Source organism: Faecalimonas umbilicata (assembly GCF_042846195.1).
GTDB classification, from domain to species: Bacteria; Bacillota; Clostridia; order Lachnospirales; family Lachnospiraceae; genus Faecalimonas; species Faecalimonas umbilicata.
In genome coordinates this window covers 1,960,301-1,980,497 of sequence record NZ_AP031411.1, presented here as the reverse complement: position 1 = coordinate 1,980,497, position 20,197 = coordinate 1,960,301, and the positions used below count along the sequence as shown (strand labels likewise).

The 20,197-nt window shown below is 45.7% G+C and carries 18 protein-coding genes and 1 riboswitch; all 18 genes read left to right on the top strand.

Annotated elements, in window-relative coordinates; all coding sequences use genetic code 11:
* Positions 1-64 precede the first annotated feature (64 nt).
* The 18 genes from sppA to ACGG81_RS09350 all read left to right on the top strand — a co-directional run bounded on the left by sppA (position 65) and on the right by ACGG81_RS09350 (position 20,192).
* The gene (sppA, locus tag ACGG81_RS09435) at positions 65-1,054 is read left to right on the top strand and encodes a signal peptide peptidase SppA (protein WP_390108008.1); all 990 of its coding nucleotides are present in this window, start codon (positions 65-67) and stop codon (positions 1,052-1,054) included.
* On the top strand, positions 1,035-1,721 hold the full coding sequence (locus tag ACGG81_RS09430; protein ID WP_390108005.1) for an RDD family protein: 687 nt from the start codon (positions 1,035-1,037) through the stop codon (positions 1,719-1,721). The genes sppA and ACGG81_RS09430 overlap by 20 nt, the downstream gene beginning before the upstream one ends.
* Entirely contained in the window at positions 1,702-2,727 is a 1,026-nt protein-coding gene (queA, locus tag ACGG81_RS09425) for a tRNA preQ1(34) S-adenosylmethionine ribosyltransferase-isomerase QueA (protein ID WP_008975058.1), read from the top strand. The genes ACGG81_RS09430 and queA overlap by 20 nt, the downstream gene beginning before the upstream one ends.
* Before the next feature lie 59 nt (positions 2,728-2,786).
* The gene (locus tag ACGG81_RS09420) at positions 2,787-2,921 is read left to right on the top strand and encodes a hypothetical protein (RefSeq protein ID WP_270456908.1); all 135 of its coding nucleotides are present in this window, start codon (positions 2,787-2,789) and stop codon (positions 2,919-2,921) included.
* Between the two features lie 151 nt (positions 2,922-3,072).
* The gene (locus ACGG81_RS09415; protein WP_390108002.1) at positions 3,073-5,799 is read left to right on the top strand and encodes a PQQ-binding-like beta-propeller repeat protein; all 2,727 of its coding nucleotides are present in this window, start codon (positions 3,073-3,075) and stop codon (positions 5,797-5,799) included.
* 159 nt (positions 5,800-5,958) lie between these two features.
* Positions 5,959-6,450, top strand: a complete 492-nt coding sequence (locus tag ACGG81_RS09410) for a complex I 24 kDa subunit family protein (protein WP_008975060.1) — start codon at positions 5,959-5,961, stop codon at positions 6,448-6,450.
* 217 nt (positions 6,451-6,667) lie between these two features.
* Positions 6,668-7,123 carry an IS200/IS605 family transposase gene (gene tnpA / locus ACGG81_RS09405; RefSeq protein ID WP_009263864.1) on the top strand — a complete coding sequence of 152 codons (456 nt, stop codon included), beginning with the start codon at positions 6,668-6,670 and terminating at the stop codon, positions 7,121-7,123.
* A gap of 205 nt (positions 7,124-7,328) precedes the next feature.
* Positions 7,329-9,077, top strand: a complete 1,749-nt coding sequence (locus ACGG81_RS09400) for a [Fe-Fe] hydrogenase large subunit C-terminal domain-containing protein (protein WP_178027516.1) — start codon at positions 7,329-7,331, stop codon at positions 9,075-9,077.
* Positions 9,078-9,079: 2 nt separating this feature from the next.
* On the top strand, positions 9,080-10,252 hold the full coding sequence (locus tag ACGG81_RS09395; RefSeq protein ID WP_390107999.1) for a SpoIIE family protein phosphatase: 1,173 nt from the start codon (positions 9,080-9,082) through the stop codon (positions 10,250-10,252).
* 23 nt (positions 10,253-10,275) lie between these two features.
* A riboswitch (cobalamin riboswitch) is annotated at positions 10,276-10,471 on the top strand.
* A 169-nt stretch (positions 10,472-10,640) separates the two neighbouring features.
* Positions 10,641-11,783: a cobalt-precorrin-5B (C(1))-methyltransferase CbiD gene (gene cbiD / locus ACGG81_RS09390; RefSeq protein WP_390107996.1), complete on the top strand. Its 1,143-nt coding sequence runs from the start codon at positions 10,641-10,643 to the stop codon at positions 11,781-11,783.
* A complete protein-coding gene (cobI, locus tag ACGG81_RS09385) occupies positions 11,780-12,472 on the top strand; it encodes a precorrin-2 C(20)-methyltransferase (protein ID WP_116441352.1) in 693 nt (230 codons plus the stop codon). The genes cbiD and cobI overlap by 4 nt, the downstream gene beginning before the upstream one ends.
* On the top strand, positions 12,469-13,257 hold the full coding sequence (cobM, locus tag ACGG81_RS09380) for a precorrin-4 C(11)-methyltransferase (protein WP_116441353.1): 789 nt from the start codon (positions 12,469-12,471) through the stop codon (positions 13,255-13,257). The genes cobI and cobM overlap by 4 nt, the downstream gene beginning before the upstream one ends.
* 6 nt (positions 13,258-13,263) lie before the next feature.
* The gene (locus ACGG81_RS09375; RefSeq protein WP_390107993.1) at positions 13,264-14,367 is read left to right on the top strand and encodes a cobalt-precorrin 5A hydrolase; all 1,104 of its coding nucleotides are present in this window, start codon (positions 13,264-13,266) and stop codon (positions 14,365-14,367) included.
* Positions 14,360-15,091 (top strand): precorrin-3B C(17)-methyltransferase, encoded by a 732-nt coding sequence (gene cobJ, locus ACGG81_RS09370; RefSeq protein WP_009262270.1) that lies wholly within the window; start codon positions 14,360-14,362, stop codon positions 15,089-15,091. Before ACGG81_RS09375 ends, cobJ begins: the two co-directional genes overlap by 8 nt.
* Positions 15,084-17,123 (top strand): precorrin-6A reductase, encoded by a 2,040-nt coding sequence (cobK, locus tag ACGG81_RS09365; RefSeq protein WP_390107990.1) that lies wholly within the window; start codon positions 15,084-15,086, stop codon positions 17,121-17,123. Before cobJ ends, cobK begins: the two co-directional genes overlap by 8 nt.
* Positions 17,124-17,138: 15 nt before the next feature.
* The gene (locus tag ACGG81_RS09360; RefSeq protein WP_349160131.1) at positions 17,139-18,521 is read left to right on the top strand and encodes a cobyrinate a,c-diamide synthase; all 1,383 of its coding nucleotides are present in this window, start codon (positions 17,139-17,141) and stop codon (positions 18,519-18,521) included.
* A 3-nt stretch (positions 18,522-18,524) separates the two neighbouring features.
* Positions 18,525-19,604, top strand: coding sequence for a nicotinate-nucleotide--dimethylbenzimidazole phosphoribosyltransferase (gene cobT, locus ACGG81_RS09355; RefSeq protein WP_390107987.1), 1,080 nt, complete (start codon positions 18,525-18,527; stop codon positions 19,602-19,604).
* Positions 19,605-20,192: a bifunctional adenosylcobinamide kinase/adenosylcobinamide-phosphate guanylyltransferase gene (locus tag ACGG81_RS09350; protein ID WP_009262266.1), complete on the top strand. Its 588-nt coding sequence runs from the start codon at positions 19,605-19,607 to the stop codon at positions 20,190-20,192.
* Positions 20,193-20,197: the final 5 nt, after the last annotated feature.

Sequence of the window (20,197 nt, the reverse complement as noted above, 5' to 3'; positions counted from 1 at the left end):
CCTGTGGTAGAATAAGAAATAGCAGTTGCAGGAAATGGGAAAGGCAAGAAAGGATGAACAGAAGATGAATCAAAAACAGATCATAGGTGCGGTTGTTGCCGCAGGACTTTTTATTGTGACAGGAGTTTCCAGTGTGCTGACAAATACATTATCTGAGCGAATGTTGGCGGATACGGCAAAAAAGACAGAGGATGCGCTGTTAGGAGGAAATACGACAACCCTTCCGGGAGAACCATATATTGGAATTGTTGCTGTGGAAGGGACGATTCAGGAACAGACTTCTTCCGACGGTATATTTGATACTGTGGCAGGCTATCAGCATGATACCACATTGGATTATATTGATCGGATGATGGAGGATGAGAAAAATCAGGGGATTTTACTTCGAGTTGATTCCCCGGGAGGAACAGTATATGAGTCGGAGGAACTATACCGGAAATTAGTAGCATATAAAGAAGAAACCGGACGTCCGGTTTGGACTTACATGGAGCATTATGCAGCGTCTGGCGGGTATTATATTTCTGCACCATCCGATAAGATCTATGCGAATCCCAATACGACAACAGGGTCGATTGGTGTGATTATGTCCGGATACGATATGAGTGGACTGTATGAGAAACTGGGAATCCGCTCTGTGAGTATTACTAGCGGAAAAAATAAAGATATGAGTAAGCTGACAGAGGAACAGATTGCGATTTACCAGAGTTCTGTTGATGAGTCTTTTGATCGGTTTGTGGAAATTGTTGCAGATGGAAGAAAGATGACAGAAGAGACTGTCAGAGAAATTGCAGATGGGAGAACTTACACTGCAAAACAGGCAAAAGCAAATGGGTTGATCGATGAGATTAGTCTGTATGAGGAAATGCAGGAAGCAATGGAACAGGAAACAGGATGTACAACATTTTATGAACCTGAGCAGGGAGTGCCTCTGCTCGCATCTTTGTTTTCTAAACTGGAGACACTCAAACCAAAATCTGAGGCGGAAGTGCTGACGGAATGGAATGAGGATCTTGGAAGCGGGGTGCTGATGTATTATGCAGAACAGTTACAATAAAGCCGGAGAGCCGGCTGTATGTGCAGGATTTTTTGTCCGGATGGCGGCGCACTTGATTGATATGGTAATAGTTGGAGGAATCTTGTTGTTTGCAAGGATTCCGCTTGCTTTGCTTTCGCTGCTCCTTCCGACGGAACTTTTGGAGTATAGGGTGTTGTTTTCGTATACGATCAAGGATATTTATCTGTATCTTGGCGGAGTGTTGTATTATATTTTGCTGACGTATTATACCGGTACAACACTTGGGAAAAAGCTGATGAATCTCCGTGTAGTCGCGGAAACAGGAGAGAAACTTACACTTTTTAATGTAATCTATCGGGAAACAATCGGAAGATTTCTGTGTAGCTTTTTTTGGGGAATCGGATATATCATGGCAGGAATTGATGGACAGAAGAGGGGATTGCATGATATGATTTGTGGTACGCGCGTGATTTACGAGAAGCGAGTGAAAGTGGCAGTTGTCAATAGCGGAGTACCACAGGGATCATATGGGATGCCACATCATCCTATGCAGAATCCAGCTGTGCGGGCAGGATCAGAGCAGAGACAGAGCGTGGAGAAAGTAGATAGAGAAGTTTGCCGGCAGATGCAGGGAGACAGAATGAATGAGAAGATAGAAGAACGACAAGAAATAAAGGAGACGGAAGATGAGAAAAGAAGATTTTAATTTTGATTTACCGGAGGAATTGATCGCGCAGGATCCGCTGGAGGATCGCTCCAGTTCCAGATTGCTCGTACTGGATAAGGAGACGGGAAAGACAGAACATCATGTGTTCCGAGAAATCATAGATTATCTTGAGGCAGGGGACTGCCTTGTGATCAATGACACGAAAGTGATCCCGGCAAGGCTGATCGGTTCCAAAATCGGAACAGATGCAAAGATTGAAGTATTGCTGTTAAAGAGAAAGGAAAACGATGTCTGGGAGACATTGGTAAAACCTGGGAAAAAGGCTAAGATCGGAACAAGGATCAGCTTTGGGGACGGATTGTTAGTCGGAGAAGTGGTGGATATTGTAGAAGAAGGAAATCGTCTGATCCATTTTGAATATGAAGGGATTTTTGAAGAAATCCTTGACCGTCTTGGACAGATGCCGCTTCCGCCGTACATCACACATCAGTTGGAAGATAAGAACCGATACCAGACGGTTTATGCAAAACACAGCGGTTCTGCAGCGGCGCCGACAGCAGGACTTCATTTTACACCGGAGCTGTTAAAGAAGATTGAGGAAAAAGGAGTGCAGATTGCGAGAGTGACCTTGCATGTAGGTCTAGGGACATTCCGCCCGGTGAAAGTAGATAATATTTTAGAACACCATATGCATTCTGAGTTCTATCAGATTGAGGAAGAGGCAGCAGAGAAGATTAACACTGCAAAAGCAAATGGCAAAAGAGTCATTGCGGTCGGTACTACAAGCTGCCGCACTATTGAGTCTGCGGCAAAAGAAGATGGAACGATCGCCCCAGTGAGTGGATGGACGGATATTTTTATTTATCCGGGATATCAGTTTAAAGTACTGGATTGTCTGATTACAAACTTCCATCTGCCAGAGTCCACACTTGTTATGCTTGTTTCGGCATTAGCAGGAAGAGAGCATGTATTAAATGCATATGAGGAAGCAATTAAAGAAAGATATCGTTTCTTTAGTTTTGGAGATGCGATGTTTATCCGGTAAAAAGGCAAAGTGATCAGTTGGTAGGATTGATCACTTTTTTCTATAATGAAAGTAGTGGGATGGAATGTTGTTATAAAAAAGCATTCTGCGGGCGCTGTCCATATGCGGAGGAGATTTGTAAAGAAAAGACACCGGAAATGAGAGGGGTACAGAAAGGGCATCGAGTGGCATGTCATCTGGTGGGAGCGAAGTAGATTTTGTATAGTGACAGTGAGAAAGAAGCGATAGAAATAATTGGGAAATCACTCCGGAGAGGTTGACAGCAGGGCAAAAGATGAGTAACATAGAAATGATTAGACTCAGATATATTTTAGAGACAGAAATAGAAATAAGGGGAGAAACTAGATGAGACCAAATCGGAAATATCGGGAAACCCTCAGAGTAGGATGCGCTGCTTTGTCGTTATCGATGGCGTTAAGCTGCGCACCGTTGGCAGTATCTGCTGCCGAGACTGAGAATGCAAAAGAGAAGGCCGAGATTCACTGGACGATTAGTGATGCAGCAGAGATACAGACCTCACTTCCGCTTATGATAGAGAATCAGTTCTATGTGACTGTTGGAAATGTACTAAAAGTAATTGATGTCACAACCGGAAAGGAGACCGCTTCCACAGAACTAGCAGCGGATGCATCCGAATCGGCAGTCATCGAAAATGGGAATGGCATGTTGTTTGTCCCACTTTCAGACGGAAGGATTCAGGCGGTGAAGACATCTGATCTAAGCTCTGTATTTTTGACAGAGAAGCCTGCGGAAGAATTTTCGGTACAGAGCCAGATTTTATATCATGATCATATGATTTATGCAGGTTTTAGTCCGGTGGCACAGGAGCAGAAAGTATCAGGATATTTTGCTGCATTTAAGACAGACTCTAGGACAGGAACTGATGCAGTTGCACCGGAGTGGAAGTCAGCAGAACAAAAAGAAGGAAATTATATCGGTACAAAAGCAGCTATTCTCGGAGAGAATGTACTATTTGCAGGAGACTCTGGAAAACTGGTACTTGCAAATGCAAAGACCGGAGAGGTGAAAGACAAGAAGGATGACATCACGGGGAAAGTGAGAAGTCCGCTTGTAGAGGCAAATGGATCTGTGTGGTTTGCGACAGATGAAGGAATTCTTTACAAGGTTACACTCAGCAGTGATGGGAAGGTGACAGAGAAAGCGACTATTTCGCTGCCAGATAAAGGAAATGCGATTATTTCGATTCTGGAAGGGAAGGTGTTTGTGACAGGCGGAAGTGGTCAGGGTTACATAGCGGTGTACTCTGAATCTGATGCTACTGAGATTCTGTCACAGAAGACAGATCATCCGGTCGTTAGTCAGGCGGTTACAAAATCAGGTAAGAATTTCTATGTGTATTTTACACAGGAAGAAGACTATGCAAATTTGTATGTGGCCAAGTTTGACGCAGACAAAAAGATGACGGTGGAGACCGTCTATACTTCGGAGACGAAGAAAAATGGAGAAGATTATCTTCTGATTGGCGATGATGGGAAAGTGTATTATGGAAATACCGGAAATGGAACGATCACATCTGTGGATGTTCCGAAGGAGGAAAATCCAGATCCAAAACCTCCGGTAGAGCCAGAACCAAAACCCCCAGTAGAGCCAGAAAATCCAGATCCGCAACCTCCGGTAGAACCGGAAGAGCCAGAGAAACCGGAGACAGATCTACCGCAGGAGAATCAATCATCGAAACCAGATGGGAACCAGCAGGGCAATACACAAGGAACTATGGACAACAGCGGGTCGGAGAATCAGAATACAACGAGAAATCCTTCCAAGAGTCAGTCCACAGGAAGTTCAGGTGGGACCTCAGCGGGAAACACAGTGGGAAGTATTGCTGAACCGACATTGCTTGAGAATATCAATGCAGCGATCAAGGGTGGGAGCAATTCTCTTGTCAACGGAAGTAAGCCATATAAGCTTGACAAGGAAATTTTGACTGTTCTTGCTAAAAATCCGAACTTTGAGCTGACATTAGAGTACGATAATTACTCCATCAAGATCAAAGGGGCAGATATAAAGAATCCGGAAAATGAGCTTTTTACAAAACTCATCGAGAAAAATGTTACGCTTTCCAAGAAAGAATCGGACAAAATCGGTGCGTACCAAGTATTGGAATTCATGATGAGCAAAAACTTTCCGGGGAAAGTGACGGTTATCTACCAGCTTCCAGAGCAGTTAAAAGGTGCAGAGAAATTGTTCCTCTATGAGAGAAGCAATCTGGACAAAGGAACAGAAATCGTAGTAGATCGGGATAAGGTGACTTTGATCTTTGAAAAAGGCGGGGAATATGTGCTCGCAAAAGAGAAAGACAAAGCTGCTGGTGAGGCAGAAAAAGAAGATACAGAAGATAAAAAAGAAGTGTCAAAGAATACAGAGAAAGAAAAGAAACACTCTTTTCAGTTGCCGAAGCTTCCGACACCGGTACTTGTGGCGGCAGGGGTAGCACTTGTGGCACTGATCGGTTTGGTTGTTATTATGCTGATGGAGGCGAGAGCAAGAAAAATCCGCGAAGCCAAACGCCAGAAGATTCGTGGAGAGAAAGGGGAACTTCCGGGAATTATAGAAGAGATTAGTTCTGAAGAAGCAGACCCAGAGCTGGAGAAGGAACTGGACAGTGAGCTTGCTGAACTTGAGGAAGAAGCAAAGGAACTGTCAGAATCACAACCAGATGAGGAAGAAAAGGCGGAGACATCTTTAGAAGGTCTGGAAGAAGAGAAGACACAGGTATTGCCGGCGCTTCCGCTTGTAGAGAATATCCCGGATCCGGAAGAAGAAGCACTTTTGAAGAAAGAAGAAGAAGACTGGAACAAGATCCATGAGGCACAGAGTCAGGGTGCAGCAGAAGTTTCTGAAATAGAGGAAATGCCTGAAACAGAGGTAATACCTGTGGAAGAGGCAGAAAAACAAGATGATTCAGAGAAGATAGAACAGAAGGAATCCGAGGAAGAACCAGAAGTTCAGAAATCTGAACCAGAACCTTGCGAAACAGAATCTTCTCAAGTAGAACCTTCCGAAGCAGAATCTTCCAAGAAAGAGAAGGACGATACGCAGAAAGACGAATAAATCATTTTTTAGATGAGGCGCAGTCGGAAATGTGATAAGACAGCATTTCCGACTGTTTTTTTGTATGAAAATTTGAAACGATATGGCAAAAAGCGCCTATTTATGATACGATGAATGCAGTATACTGACATAGTTATAAGAACAAGGGAGGTTTTTCAGATGGCAAATAAGTCGACAGTTCCATTTCAGGGAACGAAAGAACAGGAGACGGTACTGCGTGAAGTGATCGAAAAGAGAAAAAGCGAACAGGGGGCATTGATGGCAGTATTGCAGCAGGCACAAGAGATTTATGGATATGTTCCTACGGAAGTACAGACGATCATTTCGGATGAGATGGATATTCCGCTTCACAAGATTGAGGAGGTTGTTGATTTCTATCCACAGTTTACGTTGAGCCCGAAGGGAAAATATCAGGTATCGATCTGTCTTGGAACGGCATGTTTTGTGAAGGGAGCAGGAGATGTCTACAATAAGCTGACGGAAGTGCTTGGAATCGGTGGTGGAGAATGTACTGCCGATGGAAAATTTTCGCTGGACGCAAGCCGGTGCATTGGAGCATGTGGCATGGCACCGATTCTGATGGTGAATGACGATGTGTACAACCATGTGAAAGCGGAAGATGTAGAAGAGATTCTTGCAAAATATGAATAACAAAAAGAAGGGACCTTGCGACAGGAAAGGTCCTTTTTTTGAATGTGGACTTTAGTCTGTTTCGCCCATTGGAGTTTTTCGTTGATCCGAAAAATGGAGATGGGCGAAACAATAATCCACCCGCTATGCGGGTGCGCGTCGATTGTTATACAAAAAAATTACCTTTCCGTGTACAATAAAGTTGTTCAGGCTATATTGTAGAAAGGAAAGGTAATTTATGGCGAAGAAAGAATATTCACTCGCACATACAAAATGGATGTGCAAATATCACATCGTCTTCACACCAAAGTATAGACGAAAAGTAATTTATAATCAATATAAAGCGGATATCAGAGATATTATAAAACAATTGTGCAGTTATAAAGGTGTTGAAATAATTGAAGGACATCTGATGCCAGATCATATTCATATGTTAGTAAGTATTCCACCGAAGATAAGCATATCTTCATTTATGAGATATCTAAAAGGTAAAAGTGCACTTATGATATTTGATAAACACGCAAATTTAAAGTATAAATTTGGAAATCGTCATTTCTGGGCGGAGGGATATTATGTTAGTACAGTCGGATTAAATGAGGCAACAATAAAAAAATATATCCAAGAACAGGAAAAGCATGATATTGCAATGGATAAATTAAGTGTAAAAGAATATGAAGACCCTTTTAAGGGGTAATGCCAAGTAGTAACAATACCCCTTAAGGGGTAGCGACGAGTCAAGAGCAATATGGCTTGAACGGAGCTGTGGGAAGGATGTGTAAACAGAATTCCCATAGTCGAAAGAGAAAGCCAGCGCCTTGAGACGCTGGCCTAGTAACAAGGGCTTATAGCCCTAGAGCAAACCACCCGTTGGACGGGTGGTCATGATTGGAGTGAATGGAATGAAAGTAATTGATTTTCAGAATGCGAGCTGTAAGCACTGTTATAAATGTGTGAGAAATTGCAGTGTCAAGGCAATCTCTGTCCGACATGAGCAGGCGCACATTATGAATGATCACTGTATTCACTGTGGGAAATGCCTGGAAGTCTGTCCGCAGAATGCAAAGCGTTTCGCAAGTGACCTAGAACTGATCAAAGCCTATATTCGACAGAATATGAAGATTGTCGTATCAATCGCACCATCGTATTTGGGAGTGATGAATTATCGGACGCCGGGACAGGTTGTCGGAGCACTTCGGAAGCTTGGATTTGATGAAGTGCGGGAGACATCAGAAGGTGCGGCACTTGTCACGAGAGAGTATCAGAAACTGCTGCGGGAAGGGACGTATAAAAATATCATTACAACTTGCTGTCCAAGTGTGAATGAACTTGTGGAGAAGTATTATCCGGAATTGACAGACCAGCTTGCTCCGGTTGTCTCTCCAATGATCGCGCACGGAAGACTGATCAAAAAAATGTATGGGGAGCAGACAAAGGTTGTCTTTCTTGGTCCCTGTATTGCGAAAAAGCAGGAGGCGATGGGAGATTCCCGCGTGTTTGGCGCAGTGGATGCGATTCTGACATTTGAGGAATTAGAACAGTGGCTGGAGGAAGAACAGATTGTTCTGGAAGAATGTGAAGATCTTCCAATGGCAAACCCGGATTGTGGTGTGAATCGTCTTTATCCGGTCAGTGGTGGAGTTCTTCAGTCCGTGATGCTGGATTCTTCTGAAATGCGGGAGAAAGAGCAAGGTGAAGAAAAAAAACAATACCACAAAGTGTATGTCGATGGACTGGACAATTGTATGGAAATGCTGGAAAGTTTGAAAAGAGGCGAATTGGAGCACTGTTTTATCGAAGCGAATGTCTGTGATGGTGGCTGTGTCAAGGGACCGGCATCTGGAAAATGGAATGTGTCGTTTATCAAGGCAAAAGTGGAGATGGAGCGGAGAGTGGCTGCCCATCAGAAGGCACAATATGAGCCACAGTCTTTGGAAGTCGAACTTTCCAGACAATTTGCGCCGCATCCGCCAAAAGAGCAGCTTCCGACCGAGGAGGAACTTTCTGCAATTTTAAGAGAGACAGGAAAGTATTCTGAGAAGGATGAATTAAACTGTGGTGCGTGCGGATACGCAACCTGCCGGGAGAAGGCGATTGCAGTTTTTCAGAAGAAAGCAGAGAATAGTATGTGTCTGCCGTATGCACTTTCCAAAGCAGAGTCCATGTCGAATGTAGTGATGGATGTGACGCCGAATCTTATTTTCATTATAGATAGGGAGATGCGGATCCGGGAATGCAATAAGAAGGCGCAGGAGTTGCTCGAAATCAGCAGAGAAGAAGCGCTGGAAAGATATCTGTATGACTTTGTGGATACAGCAGATGTAGAGGACGTTTTCCAGACGAGAGAGTCGATTACATACAAGAAAGTGAAGCTGGAGCAGTTAGGCATGAAAGCTGAGGAAAAGATCATATATATTCCGGAGATGGAGTCGGTGCTGATTATTTATCAGGACATCACAAAAGAAGAAAAAGCAAAAGAGAAACACTATAATCTGAAAATGGAGACGGTGGAGATGGCACAGCGTGTCATTGACAAACAGATGATGGTCGCACAGGAAATTGCCGGGCTGTTAGGAGAGACGACCGCAGAGACAAAAGTGACTCTGACAAAGCTTCGGGATTCGATTCTCCTTGATGGAGAGGGGGACTAGCCATGGGAATCAGTGTAGATGTTGCGTGGAAAAGCCTGAATAAGCACCACGAGGAGCTATGCGGGGATAAAGTGGAAGTATTAAAGACTGTGGATTCGGATATTGTGATTTTGGCAGATGGTATGGGGAGCGGTGTCAAGGCGAATATTCTGGCTACGCTGACCTCAAAGATTCTTGGAACAATGTTGTTTAACGGGGCGACGATCGAGTCTTGTGTGGAGACGATCGCAAAGACGCTACCGGTCTGTAAAGTAAGGGAAGTTGCCTATGCAACATTTAGCATTCTTCAGATTTTTCGGAATGGAGAAGCATATCTGGTGGAATTTGACAATCCAAGCTGTATTTTTATCCGGGATCATAAAGTACAGTCTTATCCATACGAGGAGCGGAATATAGAAGGAAAGCAAATCCATGAATATCGTTTCCGGGTAGAGTTGGGTGACTACTTTGTTCTGATGAGTGATGGGGTGCTCTATGCAGGGCCGGGAGATTTCCTGAATTTTGGCTGGACATGGGACAGTATGGCGAAGGCGGCGATCCGCTGCCTGTCGGAGGAGATCTCCGCATCAAGATTGGCGGTTTCGCTTGCAGATACCTGTGATGAACTTTATGGGCACCGTCCGGGAGATGATACGACAGTTGCTGTTATGCATGTGATCCCGCGGCAGATCGTCAATATTTTTACCGGGCCGCCGGAGAATAAGGAGGACGATGAGCGGGTTGTGAAGTCGTTCATGAAGCAGGAAGGAAAAAAGGTGGTATCCGGAGGGACAAGCGCCAATATTACAGCAAGGGTGCTTGGCAAAGAAATTTACACTTCATTGAAAGACTATGATCCGAAAGTGCCGCCGATGGCGCTCATCGAAGGAATCGACCTTGTGACAGAAGGAGTACTGACGCTTGGATTGGCGTTGAAGCTCTTGAAAAAATATGTGAAGAAGGAGATTGACGCCACATTTTTTGAGGAGCTGGACAAGAATAATGGAGCATCCAAACTTGCCAAAATGCTGATTGAGGAATGCACAGAGATTCATCTGTTTGTTGGAAAGGCAATGAATGTGGCACACCGGAATTCTAACCTTCCATTTGATCTGAGTATTCGCATGAATCTCGTTGAACAGCTGGAAGAAGTTGCCGAAAAGATGGGGAAATCAGTTACGATTCAATATTTTTAAGTTGACAGGTTTTTCAAAACTTTGTAGAATAACCGTATATTGACTTTGGCAGATGCCAATGAAACAGGGAATGCGGTGAAAGTCCGCAACAGCTCACTCTACTGTAAGGGATGACGAACCCTGCATACCACTGTGTTCGGATGAGTTTCGGATGCGGGAAGGGCAGGAAGTAGGTTTTAGTCCTAAGTCAGGATATCGGTCAATAGGTAAGTAACATCTTTCGGTGAGGAGAAGAGTATACACAGCTTAGAATGATTTTACAAAATGATTTTATGAGAGATGCGGAAGCATTTCTTTTCCGTGTATAAAAAGACAGCCGAAAGGCTGTCTTTTTATCGTTGAGAGATGGGCCATTTGTTTTTAGAAGACTAGAAAAGGAGATGGACAGATGGAGAAAAAAAGGCTTCGCGCAGGATATACAACAGGGACATGCGCCCAGGCTGCGACAAAAGCAGCAGTATGGATGTTGCTTTCCGGAGAAGAGAAAACATCGGTGGATGTGATCCTCCCGAAAGGAAAGGAACTGACGCTTCTTGTCTGTGAGATTGAGATGAAAAGGCAGGGGGAAAAGATTGAGCGTGTCAGCTGTGCCGTCAGAAAGGACAGCGGAGATGATCCGGACATTACAAACGGTATATTTGTCTATGCATCGGTCAGAAGAAAAGATGGAACGGAAATTGAAATTGACGGAGGGCGCGGAGTTGGGAGAGTGACCAAAAAAGGATTGGACCAGCCGGTAGGAGCTGCCGCTATCAACAAGGTGCCGCGACAGATGATCAGAAAAGAGGCAGAGGAGATCTGCGACTGTTATGGATACGAAGGAGGACTTGAGATCATCATTTCTATCCCGGAAGGAGAACAGATTGCGAAGAAGACGTTCAATCCTAAGCTTGGAATTACAGGTGGGATTTCCGTGCTTGGGACAAGTGGGGTTGTGGAACCGATGAGTGAACAGGCATTGATCGATACGATCCGTGTGGAAATTCAGATGCAGCTGGCAAATGGGAACGGTTGGCTTTTGGCTGCACCGGGAAATTACGGGTTAGATTTTCTGAAGGAAACTTATGGGATCAGCCCGGACTGTGCAGTCAAATGCAGCAATTTCGTCGGAGAGACGATTGATCTGGCAGCGCAGTTTGGAGCAAAAGGGATATTATTTGTGGCGCATCTTGGTAAATTTGTGAAAGTGGCGGGAGGAATTATGAACACACATTCCCGGTGTGCGGATGCAAGGATGGAAATTTTCGGGGCGGCAGGACTTCGGGCAGGGATAGATTCTGCAGTGGTCCGGAAGATTCTGGACTGTACGACGACGGAAGAGGCTTTGGAACTTCTGGGCAGAGAAGAACGTGACGCGGCAATGAAAGAGCTGATGGCGCGGATGGAACATTATCTCGAATGGCGGACAAAAGGAGAACTGCCAACTGCCGCGATTGTATTTTCCAGCGAGATAGGGAAGATTGGAGAGACCGCATGCGCGGAAGCATTTTTAAAGAAGATTGCAGAAAATGAGGAGACAATAGAGGAATGATAGGAAAATTATATGGAATTGGAGTAGGACCGGGAGAGGCAGAACTTTTGACTTTGAAGGCACTGCGGATCATGCGGGAGAGTGATGTGATCATTGTTCCCGGAACAGATGTAGAAAAAAGTGTGGCATATCAGATTGTGCTCCCGGTATTCCCGGAGATCACAGAAAAAACAAGGGTTGCGGTAAAGATGCCGATGACGAAAGATCCGGTGCGCTTAGAAGAGAGCCATCAGAAAGCGGCAGAGGTTATTGAGATATTTTTAAGGGAAGGAAAGCAGGTGGCCTTTTTGACACTGGGAGATGTCACGATTTACTCAACTTACCTCTATGTTCACCATAGAGTGGCAGAAGCAGGCTATCCTGTGGAAATCGTCAATGGAATTCCATCGTTCTGTGCAGTGGCAGCGCGGCTGAATATGGGACTGGTGGAAAAATCAGAAATGCTGCACATCATTCCTGCATCGTATCAGATCGAGGAAGCATTGAAGCTTCCGGGGACAAAAGTATTGATGAAGGCAGGAAAACAGATGGGACATGTCAAAGAACTGTTGAAGCAGGCAGATGCCACGGCAGTCATGATTGAAAATTGCGGGATGCCGGGAGAGAAAATTTATAGTACTATCGATGAAATCCCAGAAGATGCAGGTTACTATTCACTGATCATTGTAAAGGAGAAAAAGGAATTATGATACATTTTGTAGGGGCAGGCTCCGGGGCGAAAGATCTGATTACCGTCCGGGGACAGCGGCTGCTTGGAGAAGCGGATATTATTATCTATGCAGGATCCCTAGTCAATCCGGAGTTGCTGGATGAGAAAAAAGAAGGATGTGAAGTCTTTAACAGCGCAAAGATGACACTGGAGGAAGTGCTGACGGTGATGGAAGAAGGCGATCAAAAAGGGTGTGAAATTGTCCGCCTGCATACAGGGGATCCTTGTGTGTATGGGGCAATCCGGGAGCAGATGGATGCACTGGATGAAAAAGGGATTGTCTATGATTACTGCCCGGGCGTTAGTTCTTTCTGCGGTGCAGCGTCGGCGCTGAATCTTGAATACACACTGCCGGATATTTCTCAGAGTGTGGTCATCACTCGCATGGCAGGGCGGACACCGGTACCGGAAAAAGAGTCGATTGAGTCGTTTGCAGCTCATCAGGCGACGATGGTCATTTTCTTAAGCACTGGAATGTTAGAAGAATTGTCTCGGAGGCTGGTTGCAGGAGGTTATCAGGAGAATACTCCCGCGGCGATCGTCTACAAAGCTACATGGGCGGACGAGGAGAAATATGTTTGCACTGTAGGAAGTCTGGCACAGACCGCGAGGGAACATGGTATTACGAAGACGGCGTTGATCATTGTAGGTGATGTTATTTTGCCGCAACAGTATCGCAGATCGGATTTATACCATCCGGAATTCACGACAGAATTTCGAGAGGGGAGAAGTCAGGAAGCAAGTGAGCGAGAAAGGACAAAGTAAGAAGCATTGACAGAGCAGCAGAAAAAAATAGAAAGCAAAAAGAAAAAGCTTGTGATCGTCAGTTTTACCGAGGCGGGTACCCGGCTTGCAAGACAAATAGAAACACTGGCAAAAAATACCGCATATGAAGTTTCTCGTTATGTGAAGAGCCGGTATGTCATGGAAGAAGAGGTGCCGGAAACAATGAGGGCAACGGCCATTTTTGGGAAACTAAAAGAGCAGGTGCAAGTATGGATGCGACAGATGGATGGAATTGTGTTTGTCGGTGCTGTCGGGATTGCGGTGAGAAGTATCGCGCCGTTCATCGAAAATAAAGCGAAAGATCCAGCGGTGATCGTTTTGGATGAAGAAGGTATGTTTTGTATTCCGATTCTTGCAGGGCATCTGGGGGGCGCCAATGCATTGGCACTCTGGATTGCAGATGCAGTGGGTGCAGTTCCGGTCATTACGACGGCGACAGACAGAAAGAAACGGTTTGCAGTCGACTTGTTTGCAAAAGAAAATGATTTAGAGATTTCTGATCTGAAATTGGCAAAAGAGATTTCCGCAGCATTGCTTGCAGGAAAAAAGATCCCGATATGTTGTGAGAAAGAATTGCCGGAGATTCTTCCGGAAGGACTTTACTGCTGCGAGGATTTTGCAGAAGAGCCAGCACGTCCGGGAATCTATATCGGAATTAAAAGATGCGGGGAAAAAGGAGTATTATCGCTGATCCCCAAGGCAGTGACGGTAGGAATTGGATGTCGGAGAGGGACAGATAAGGAAAAGATCAATCGGTGTGTGTATGAGGCTTGCAAGGAAGCGGATATCGACAAAAAAGCAATCATCCGGGTGGCGAGTATTGACTTGAAAGCGAGGGAGCAGGGCATTTTAGAGTGGTGCAGGGAATCAGGGATTCCGTTTGCGGTCTATCCGGCAGAAGTTTTAAACGATGTGGAGGGAAGTTTTACTTCTTCTGCATTTGTAAAAGAGACAACGGGAGTAGACAACGTGTGCGAGAGAAGTGCACTTCTTGCAAGTGACGGTGGGAAATTGATACAAAGAAAGACAGCGGTGGATGGTGTGACAGCGGCACTGGCTGTGAGAGAATGGAGGATTCATTTTGCATAAACTATATATTGTTGGAATTGGACCGGGAAACTATGAACAGATGACAATCCGGGCTGCGGAGGTATTAAAGACATGTGATGTCATTGTTGGTTACACGGTGTACATAGATCTGATTCGGGAACATTTCGGAGAGAAAGAATTTTTGACAACACCGATGCGGCAGGAAGTCAAACGATGTGAAATGGCATTTGAGACGGCGATGGAAGGAAAGACGGTCGCAATGATCTGCAGCGGAGATGCAGGAGTCTACGGCATGTCGGGGTTACTTTACGAGATGGGTGCGCGTTATCCCGAGGTAGCGTTGGAAGTGATCCCGGGAGTGACGGCAGCCACCGCAGGGGCGGCGGTACTTGGAGCGCCGCTGATGCATGATTTCTGTCTAATCAGTCTTAGTGATCTTCTGACGCCGTGGGAGAAGATCGAAAGACGGCTGCGGGCTGCAGCGGAGGCAGATTTTGTCATTTGTCTTTACAACCCTTCGAGCAAAAAGAGAAAAGATTATCTGCGGCGGGCCTGTGAGATTTTACTGGAGTATCAGAGTCCGGATATTGTCTGCGGAACTGTGGTCAATATTGGAAGAACCGGGGAACAGAAGAAGGTTCTGTCGTTAGAAGCGCTGAAGGAAGAGCAGGTTGATATGTTTACAACAGTATTTATCGGTAATTCACAGACGATGTCACTGGAAGAGATGATGGTAACACCGAGAGGATATCGGAATGTGTAGGGCAATAGTATTTGCCGGCACAACCGAGGGGAGAAAACTGTCAGCATTTCTGGAGGAAAGACAGATTCCAGCCATGATCTGTGTGGCAACAGAATACGGGGAATCTGTTCTGGAAGAATATGCACAGCTGGAAGTACACCGCGGGAGACTGGATCAGGAAGATATGAGGAAACTTTTTGAAGAAAAGAGGCCGGAAGTTGTCATTGACGCTACTCATCCCTATGCGGTGGAAGTGACAAAAAATATCCGAACTGCTTGTGAGAAAGGTGGAAGAACATATATCAGAGTTGTCAGAAAATCCGAAGAATATAAAAAATATGGAAAGAACATCTATGTAGATTCTGCTGCGGAGGCAGCCCGGTACTTAAGTGGGACAGCCGGAAATATCTTTTTGACAACTGGAAGTAAGGAGCTTGGAGCATTTACCGAGATTCCTGACTATGAAGAGCGGGTTTACGCGCGAGTTCTGCCGGCTCCGGAGATTATCAGTGTATGTGCCAAGCTTGGAATCCGTGGAAAACATGTAATCTGCATGCAAGGACCGTTTTCAGAAGCATTGAATGAAGCAATGTTTGCACAGTGTCATGCGGCTTATGTCGTGACAAAAGAGTCGGGAACAGCAGGTGGATTTCGGGAGAAGGAGCAGGCAGCAGAACAGCTTGGGATTCCGCTTGTGATCATAGGAAGACCAAAGAAGGAAGAAGGGCTTTCTTTGGAGCAGTGCAAAGAAATGCTGGAAAAACAGTTTCAAGAGGAAACAGATAGAAGAACAAAGGAAATGAGAGATCAGTCGGAGAAAGGCAGAAGACGACGGGTATCTCTTGTGGGAATCGGGATGGGATCTGCTGAGACGATGACTGGGGAAGCCAGCCGTACATGCAGGGAGGCGGATCTTCTGATCGGTGCGAAGCGGATGACAGAGGCAGTCAGACAAGAAGGACAGCAAGTTTTCTGCGCCTACCGTGCGGAGGAAATATTGGAATATATCAAAGAACATCCACAGCACGAAAATATTGCGGTTGTACTTTCTGGAGATGTTGGCTTTTTCAGTGGAGCAAAGGATTTCCTTGGACATGTAAAAGAACAGGAGGAGAACTTGGAAGTCCACGTGATCCCCGGAATTTCGTCTCTTGTCTATTTCTGTGCGAAGCTGCATGTCCCATGGGAAAAAGTGAAGGCGATCAGTGTCCACGGGAGAGAGGAAGGACTGGTTTCCGGTGTACGGGAACATCCTATGGTTTTTGCGCTGGCAGGAGGAAAGAATCAGATTGCAGAACTTTGTAAGAGATTGACAGCGTACGGCTTTGGAGACTGTGAAATTGCAGTTGGGGAGAGACTTTCTTATCCGGAGGAGCGAATTTTTCAGGGAAATGTGAGGGAATTCTGTGAGTTGGAAACCGATTCGCTCGCAGTTTTTCTAATCTGGAATCGGAGAGCAGAGCGGCGTGAGGTCGTTTGCGGGATTCCGGACGAACAGTTTTGCAGGGGAAAGGTTCCGATGACGAAAGAAGAGGTTAGAAGTATCTCCATTTCTAAGCTGAGGCTTTGGAAGGATGCTGTGATCTATGATGTGGGTGCAGGAACCGGATCGGTTGCTGTGGAAATGGCGTTGCAGGCTCCTGATGGTGTTGTTTATGCGGTGGAGAAAAATGAGGAGGCAGTAGCGCTTCTGGGAAAAAACCGAGTGGAATTTGCTGTAGATCACTTGAAGATTGTTCACGGAAAAGCGCCGGAGGCACTGGAAAATCTTCCCGCCCCGACACATGTATTTATCGGAGGTTCCTCGGGAAATCTCAAAGAAATTCTGGATATCGTCCGCAAAAAAAATAAAGCGGTCCGGGTTGTGATCAATGCAATTACCTTGGAGACCGTCACAGAGGCGCTTACTTATCTGAAAGAGCAGGAAATTTCCGGTGCAGAGGTTGTCTCTGTGCAGACAGCGCGTGCACGGGAAGTCGGAAGATATCATATGATGACGGGACAAAATCCGGTCTATGTCATTTCATTTGGAGGAGAAAGGCAGGAAAGATAAATGAAAGGAGAAAAAATGCCACGATTTCTGCTTGGAGCACCTGCGAGCGGGAGTGGAAAAACACTGATCACCTGTGGGATTTTACAGGCATTGCAGGCACGGGGAAAAGCGGTGGCTTCCTTTAAATGTGGACCGGATTATATCGATCCGATGTTTCATACAAAGATTATTGGAGCGAAAAGCCGGAATCTGGATGGATTCTTTTTAAATCAGGAGCAGATCTGTCACGAACTTACTTCTGTAGATTGTGATATTGCAATCCTGGAAGGGGTTATGGGGTATTATGACGGAATTGCAGGAATTTCCACGCGCGCAAGTGCGTTTGAAGTGGCAAAGTGGACGAAGACACCGGCGGTGCTGATCGTGGATGGAAAAGGAATGAGTGTATCAGTCACAGCCTTGATCCAGGGGTTCCTTACCTATCAAACAGACAATCAGATCGAGGGAGTGATTTTCAATCGGGTATCCCCAATGCTGTATCCGAGACTTCGCAAGATGGTGGAAGAGCAGTTGGGAATTCAGGTGTACGGATATGTGCCGGAACTGAAAGGATTCAAACTGGAAAGCAGGCATCTGGGTCTGAAACTTCCGGAAGAGATCAAAGAGTTGAAAGACCAGATGCATCTGTTGGGAGAACAGATGGAAAAGACGGTTGATCTGGATGGACTGTTAAAACTGGCAGCGCAGGCGGAGGACATCCCTGTGGCAGAGAAGAAAGAGGATCTTGTAAGAAAAGGAGATCAGGGGAAAAGGGGAAAAAGCATTGTGCAAAGAGAGAAAGTCCGCATCGGGGTGGCAAAAGACGAGGCATTCTGCTTTATCTATGAGGAAAATCTAGAAGCGCTTCGTCGGGCAGGGGCAGAAGTTTGTTTCTTTTCACCAATACATGATGCCGAACTGCCGCCAGAGCTGGAAGGAATTGTGCTGTATGGAGGGTATCCGGAACTTTTTGCGGAAAGGCTCAGCACAAATGTATCAATGCGGACGGCGGTTTGCGAGGCGATTCGGCAGGGCGTGTGCTGCATTGCAGAATGCGGAGGATTTATGTATCTGCATGAGACTTTGAAAGATATGGAAGGAAAGGAATATCCGATGGTAGGTATCTTTCCGGGAAATACTTTTTATACCGGAAAACTTTCGAGGTTTGGGTATGTGACACTGACGGAAGGGACTGTGTTCGGAGAAAAGACAGATCCGATCACTGCGCATGAATTTCACTATTTTGACTCTACAAACTGTGGAGACGATTTTCTCGCAGTGAAACCACTCAGTGAACGATCCTGGAGATGTATGCATGCAGGAGAGCGGATTTTGGCGGGGTATCCACATATTCATTATGGGGGAAATCCACAGATCGCAGAACTTTTTATTAAAAAATGCAAGGAAAGAAAGAGGTAAGAGATGTCAGCACAGTCCCTTCAGACAGAAGGAAAACTTCTGAAAGAAACAATGAAAAAAATATGTCCGCCGGATACAGCGGCAATGGAGCAGTGTCAGAAGCGGTGGGATAGTATTGCAAAGCCCCTTCACAGCCTTGGAAGGCTGGAGGAAGTACTGATTCAGACGGCGGGAATGACAGGAAGCGATGAGGTACATTTTGGGAAGAAAGCGCTTATTGTCATGTGTGCCGACAATGGGGTCGTGGAGGAAGGAATTTCCCAGACCGGGCAGGAAGTCACTGCGGTTGTAGCGGAAAATTTCCTGAGTGGTGACACAAGTGCGGCAATCATGTGTAAGGCGGCAGGGGCAGACTTGTTTCCGGTGGATATTGGAATTGCAAGAGATACGAAGCTGCGAAATGAAAAGATTGCATACGGCACGAAAAATATGGCGCGGGAGTGGGCGATGACAAGAGCACAGGCAGTCTGTGCGATAGAAACAGGAATCCGTATGGCAGAGGAACTCGCAGAGAAAGGATATGAGATTCTTGCCACCGGAGAGATGGGTATTGGAAATACGACAACAAGCAGCGCGGTAGCAGCAGTACTGTTAGAAAAGCCGGTCGAAGAGATGACAGGCAGAGGGGCAGGACTGACAAGTGCGGCACTGAAGCGAAAGCAGGAAGTCATCAAAAAAGCAGTGGAATTGCATCAACCAGACCGGACAGATGGGATAGATGTTCTTGCAAAAGTGGGCGGATTTGATCTCGGAGGGATGGCAGGCGTCTTTCTAGGGGGGGCGGCAAAGAAAATTCCGGTGATCATCGACGGATTTATCTCGGCAGCGGCAGCCCTTCTGGCAGCGACTATTTGCCCGGAAGCCAGGTCATATATGCTAGCCTCACATTTGTCCAAGGAGCCGGCGATGCAGATGATACTGGAAGCGCTGGGCAAGAAGCCACTGCTCACATGTGAGATGTGTCTTGGAGAAGGAACTGGAGCGGTAGCGATTTTTCCGTTGCTTCAGATGGCAGAGGACGTTTACAAAAAGATGAGTACGTTCGGGGAGATTTCGATAGAAAGTTATAAGGAGTTGAAGTAGATGTTTCAGATTGTGACCGGAGGAAGCGGAAGCGGAAAATCTGCTTTTGCGGAAGCGCTGGCAATGGAACTTGGAGAAAAACGGTATTATATTGCGACGATGTATCCTTTCGGGGAAGAATCTAAGAAAAAAATTGCAAGACATCGGGCAATGCGGGCAGAAAAACAGTTTGAGACAATTGAATGTTATACAAACCTGAAAGCAGTACGGTTGCCATCGGAAAGCACAGATGGAAAATATTCAGATGGTCACTGGGATACTGGAGAAAGACTACAGGAATGTGTAGTACTTCTGGAATGTATGTCCAACCTCCTGGCAAATGAAATGTATTCTGAGGATGGGGCGAAGGAGCGGGCAGTAGAAGAAATCCTTCAGGGAATCCATATGCTCCAAAAGCAGGCAGCGCATCTGGTCCTTGTGACAAATGAAGTATTTTCTGATGGGATCGTCTATGATCCCGATACGATACAGTATCAAAAACAGTTGGCGAAGATCAACCAGGTACTGGCTGCAGAGGCAGATGAGGTTACAGAAGTTATCTATGGAATCCCGTGGAAGTTAAAAGCAAAGAAGGAAGAAGGAGTATAGGGAAG

Bases quoted from the DNA above. Each gene is read 5' to 3' on its own strand.
- sppA (WP_390108008.1), top strand. From the start codon at position 65: ATGAATCAAAAACAGATCATAGGTGCGGTTGTTGCCGCAGGACTTTTT.
- ACGG81_RS09430 (WP_390108005.1), top strand. From the start codon at position 1,035: ATGCAGAACAGTTACAATAAAGCCGGAGAGCCGGCTGTATGTGCAGGA.
- queA (WP_008975058.1), top strand. From the start codon at position 1,702: ATGAGAAAAGAAGATTTTAATTTTGATTTACCGGAGGAATTGATCGCG.
- ACGG81_RS09420 (WP_270456908.1), top strand. From the start codon at position 2,787: ATGGAATGTTGTTATAAAAAAGCATTCTGCGGGCGCTGTCCATATGCG.
- ACGG81_RS09415 (WP_390108002.1), top strand. From the start codon at position 3,073: ATGAGACCAAATCGGAAATATCGGGAAACCCTCAGAGTAGGATGCGCT.
- ACGG81_RS09410 (WP_008975060.1), top strand. From the start codon at position 5,959: ATGGCAAATAAGTCGACAGTTCCATTTCAGGGAACGAAAGAACAGGAG.
- tnpA (WP_009263864.1), top strand. From the start codon at position 6,668: ATGGCGAAGAAAGAATATTCACTCGCACATACAAAATGGATGTGCAAA.
- ACGG81_RS09400 (WP_178027516.1), top strand. From the start codon at position 7,329: ATGAAAGTAATTGATTTTCAGAATGCGAGCTGTAAGCACTGTTATAAA.
- ACGG81_RS09395 (WP_390107999.1), top strand. From the start codon at position 9,080: ATGGGAATCAGTGTAGATGTTGCGTGGAAAAGCCTGAATAAGCACCAC.
- cbiD (WP_390107996.1), top strand. From the start codon at position 10,641: ATGGAGAAAAAAAGGCTTCGCGCAGGATATACAACAGGGACATGCGCC.
- cobI (WP_116441352.1), top strand. From the start codon at position 11,780: ATGATAGGAAAATTATATGGAATTGGAGTAGGACCGGGAGAGGCAGAA.
- cobM (WP_116441353.1), top strand. From the start codon at position 12,469: ATGATACATTTTGTAGGGGCAGGCTCCGGGGCGAAAGATCTGATTACC.
- cobK (WP_390107990.1), top strand. From the start codon at position 15,084: ATGTGTAGGGCAATAGTATTTGCCGGCACAACCGAGGGGAGAAAACTG.
- ACGG81_RS09360 (WP_349160131.1), top strand. From the start codon at position 17,139: ATGCCACGATTTCTGCTTGGAGCACCTGCGAGCGGGAGTGGAAAAACA.
- cobT (WP_390107987.1), top strand. From the start codon at position 18,525: ATGTCAGCACAGTCCCTTCAGACAGAAGGAAAACTTCTGAAAGAAACA.
- ACGG81_RS09350 (WP_009262266.1), top strand. From the start codon at position 19,605: ATGTTTCAGATTGTGACCGGAGGAAGCGGAAGCGGAAAATCTGCTTTT.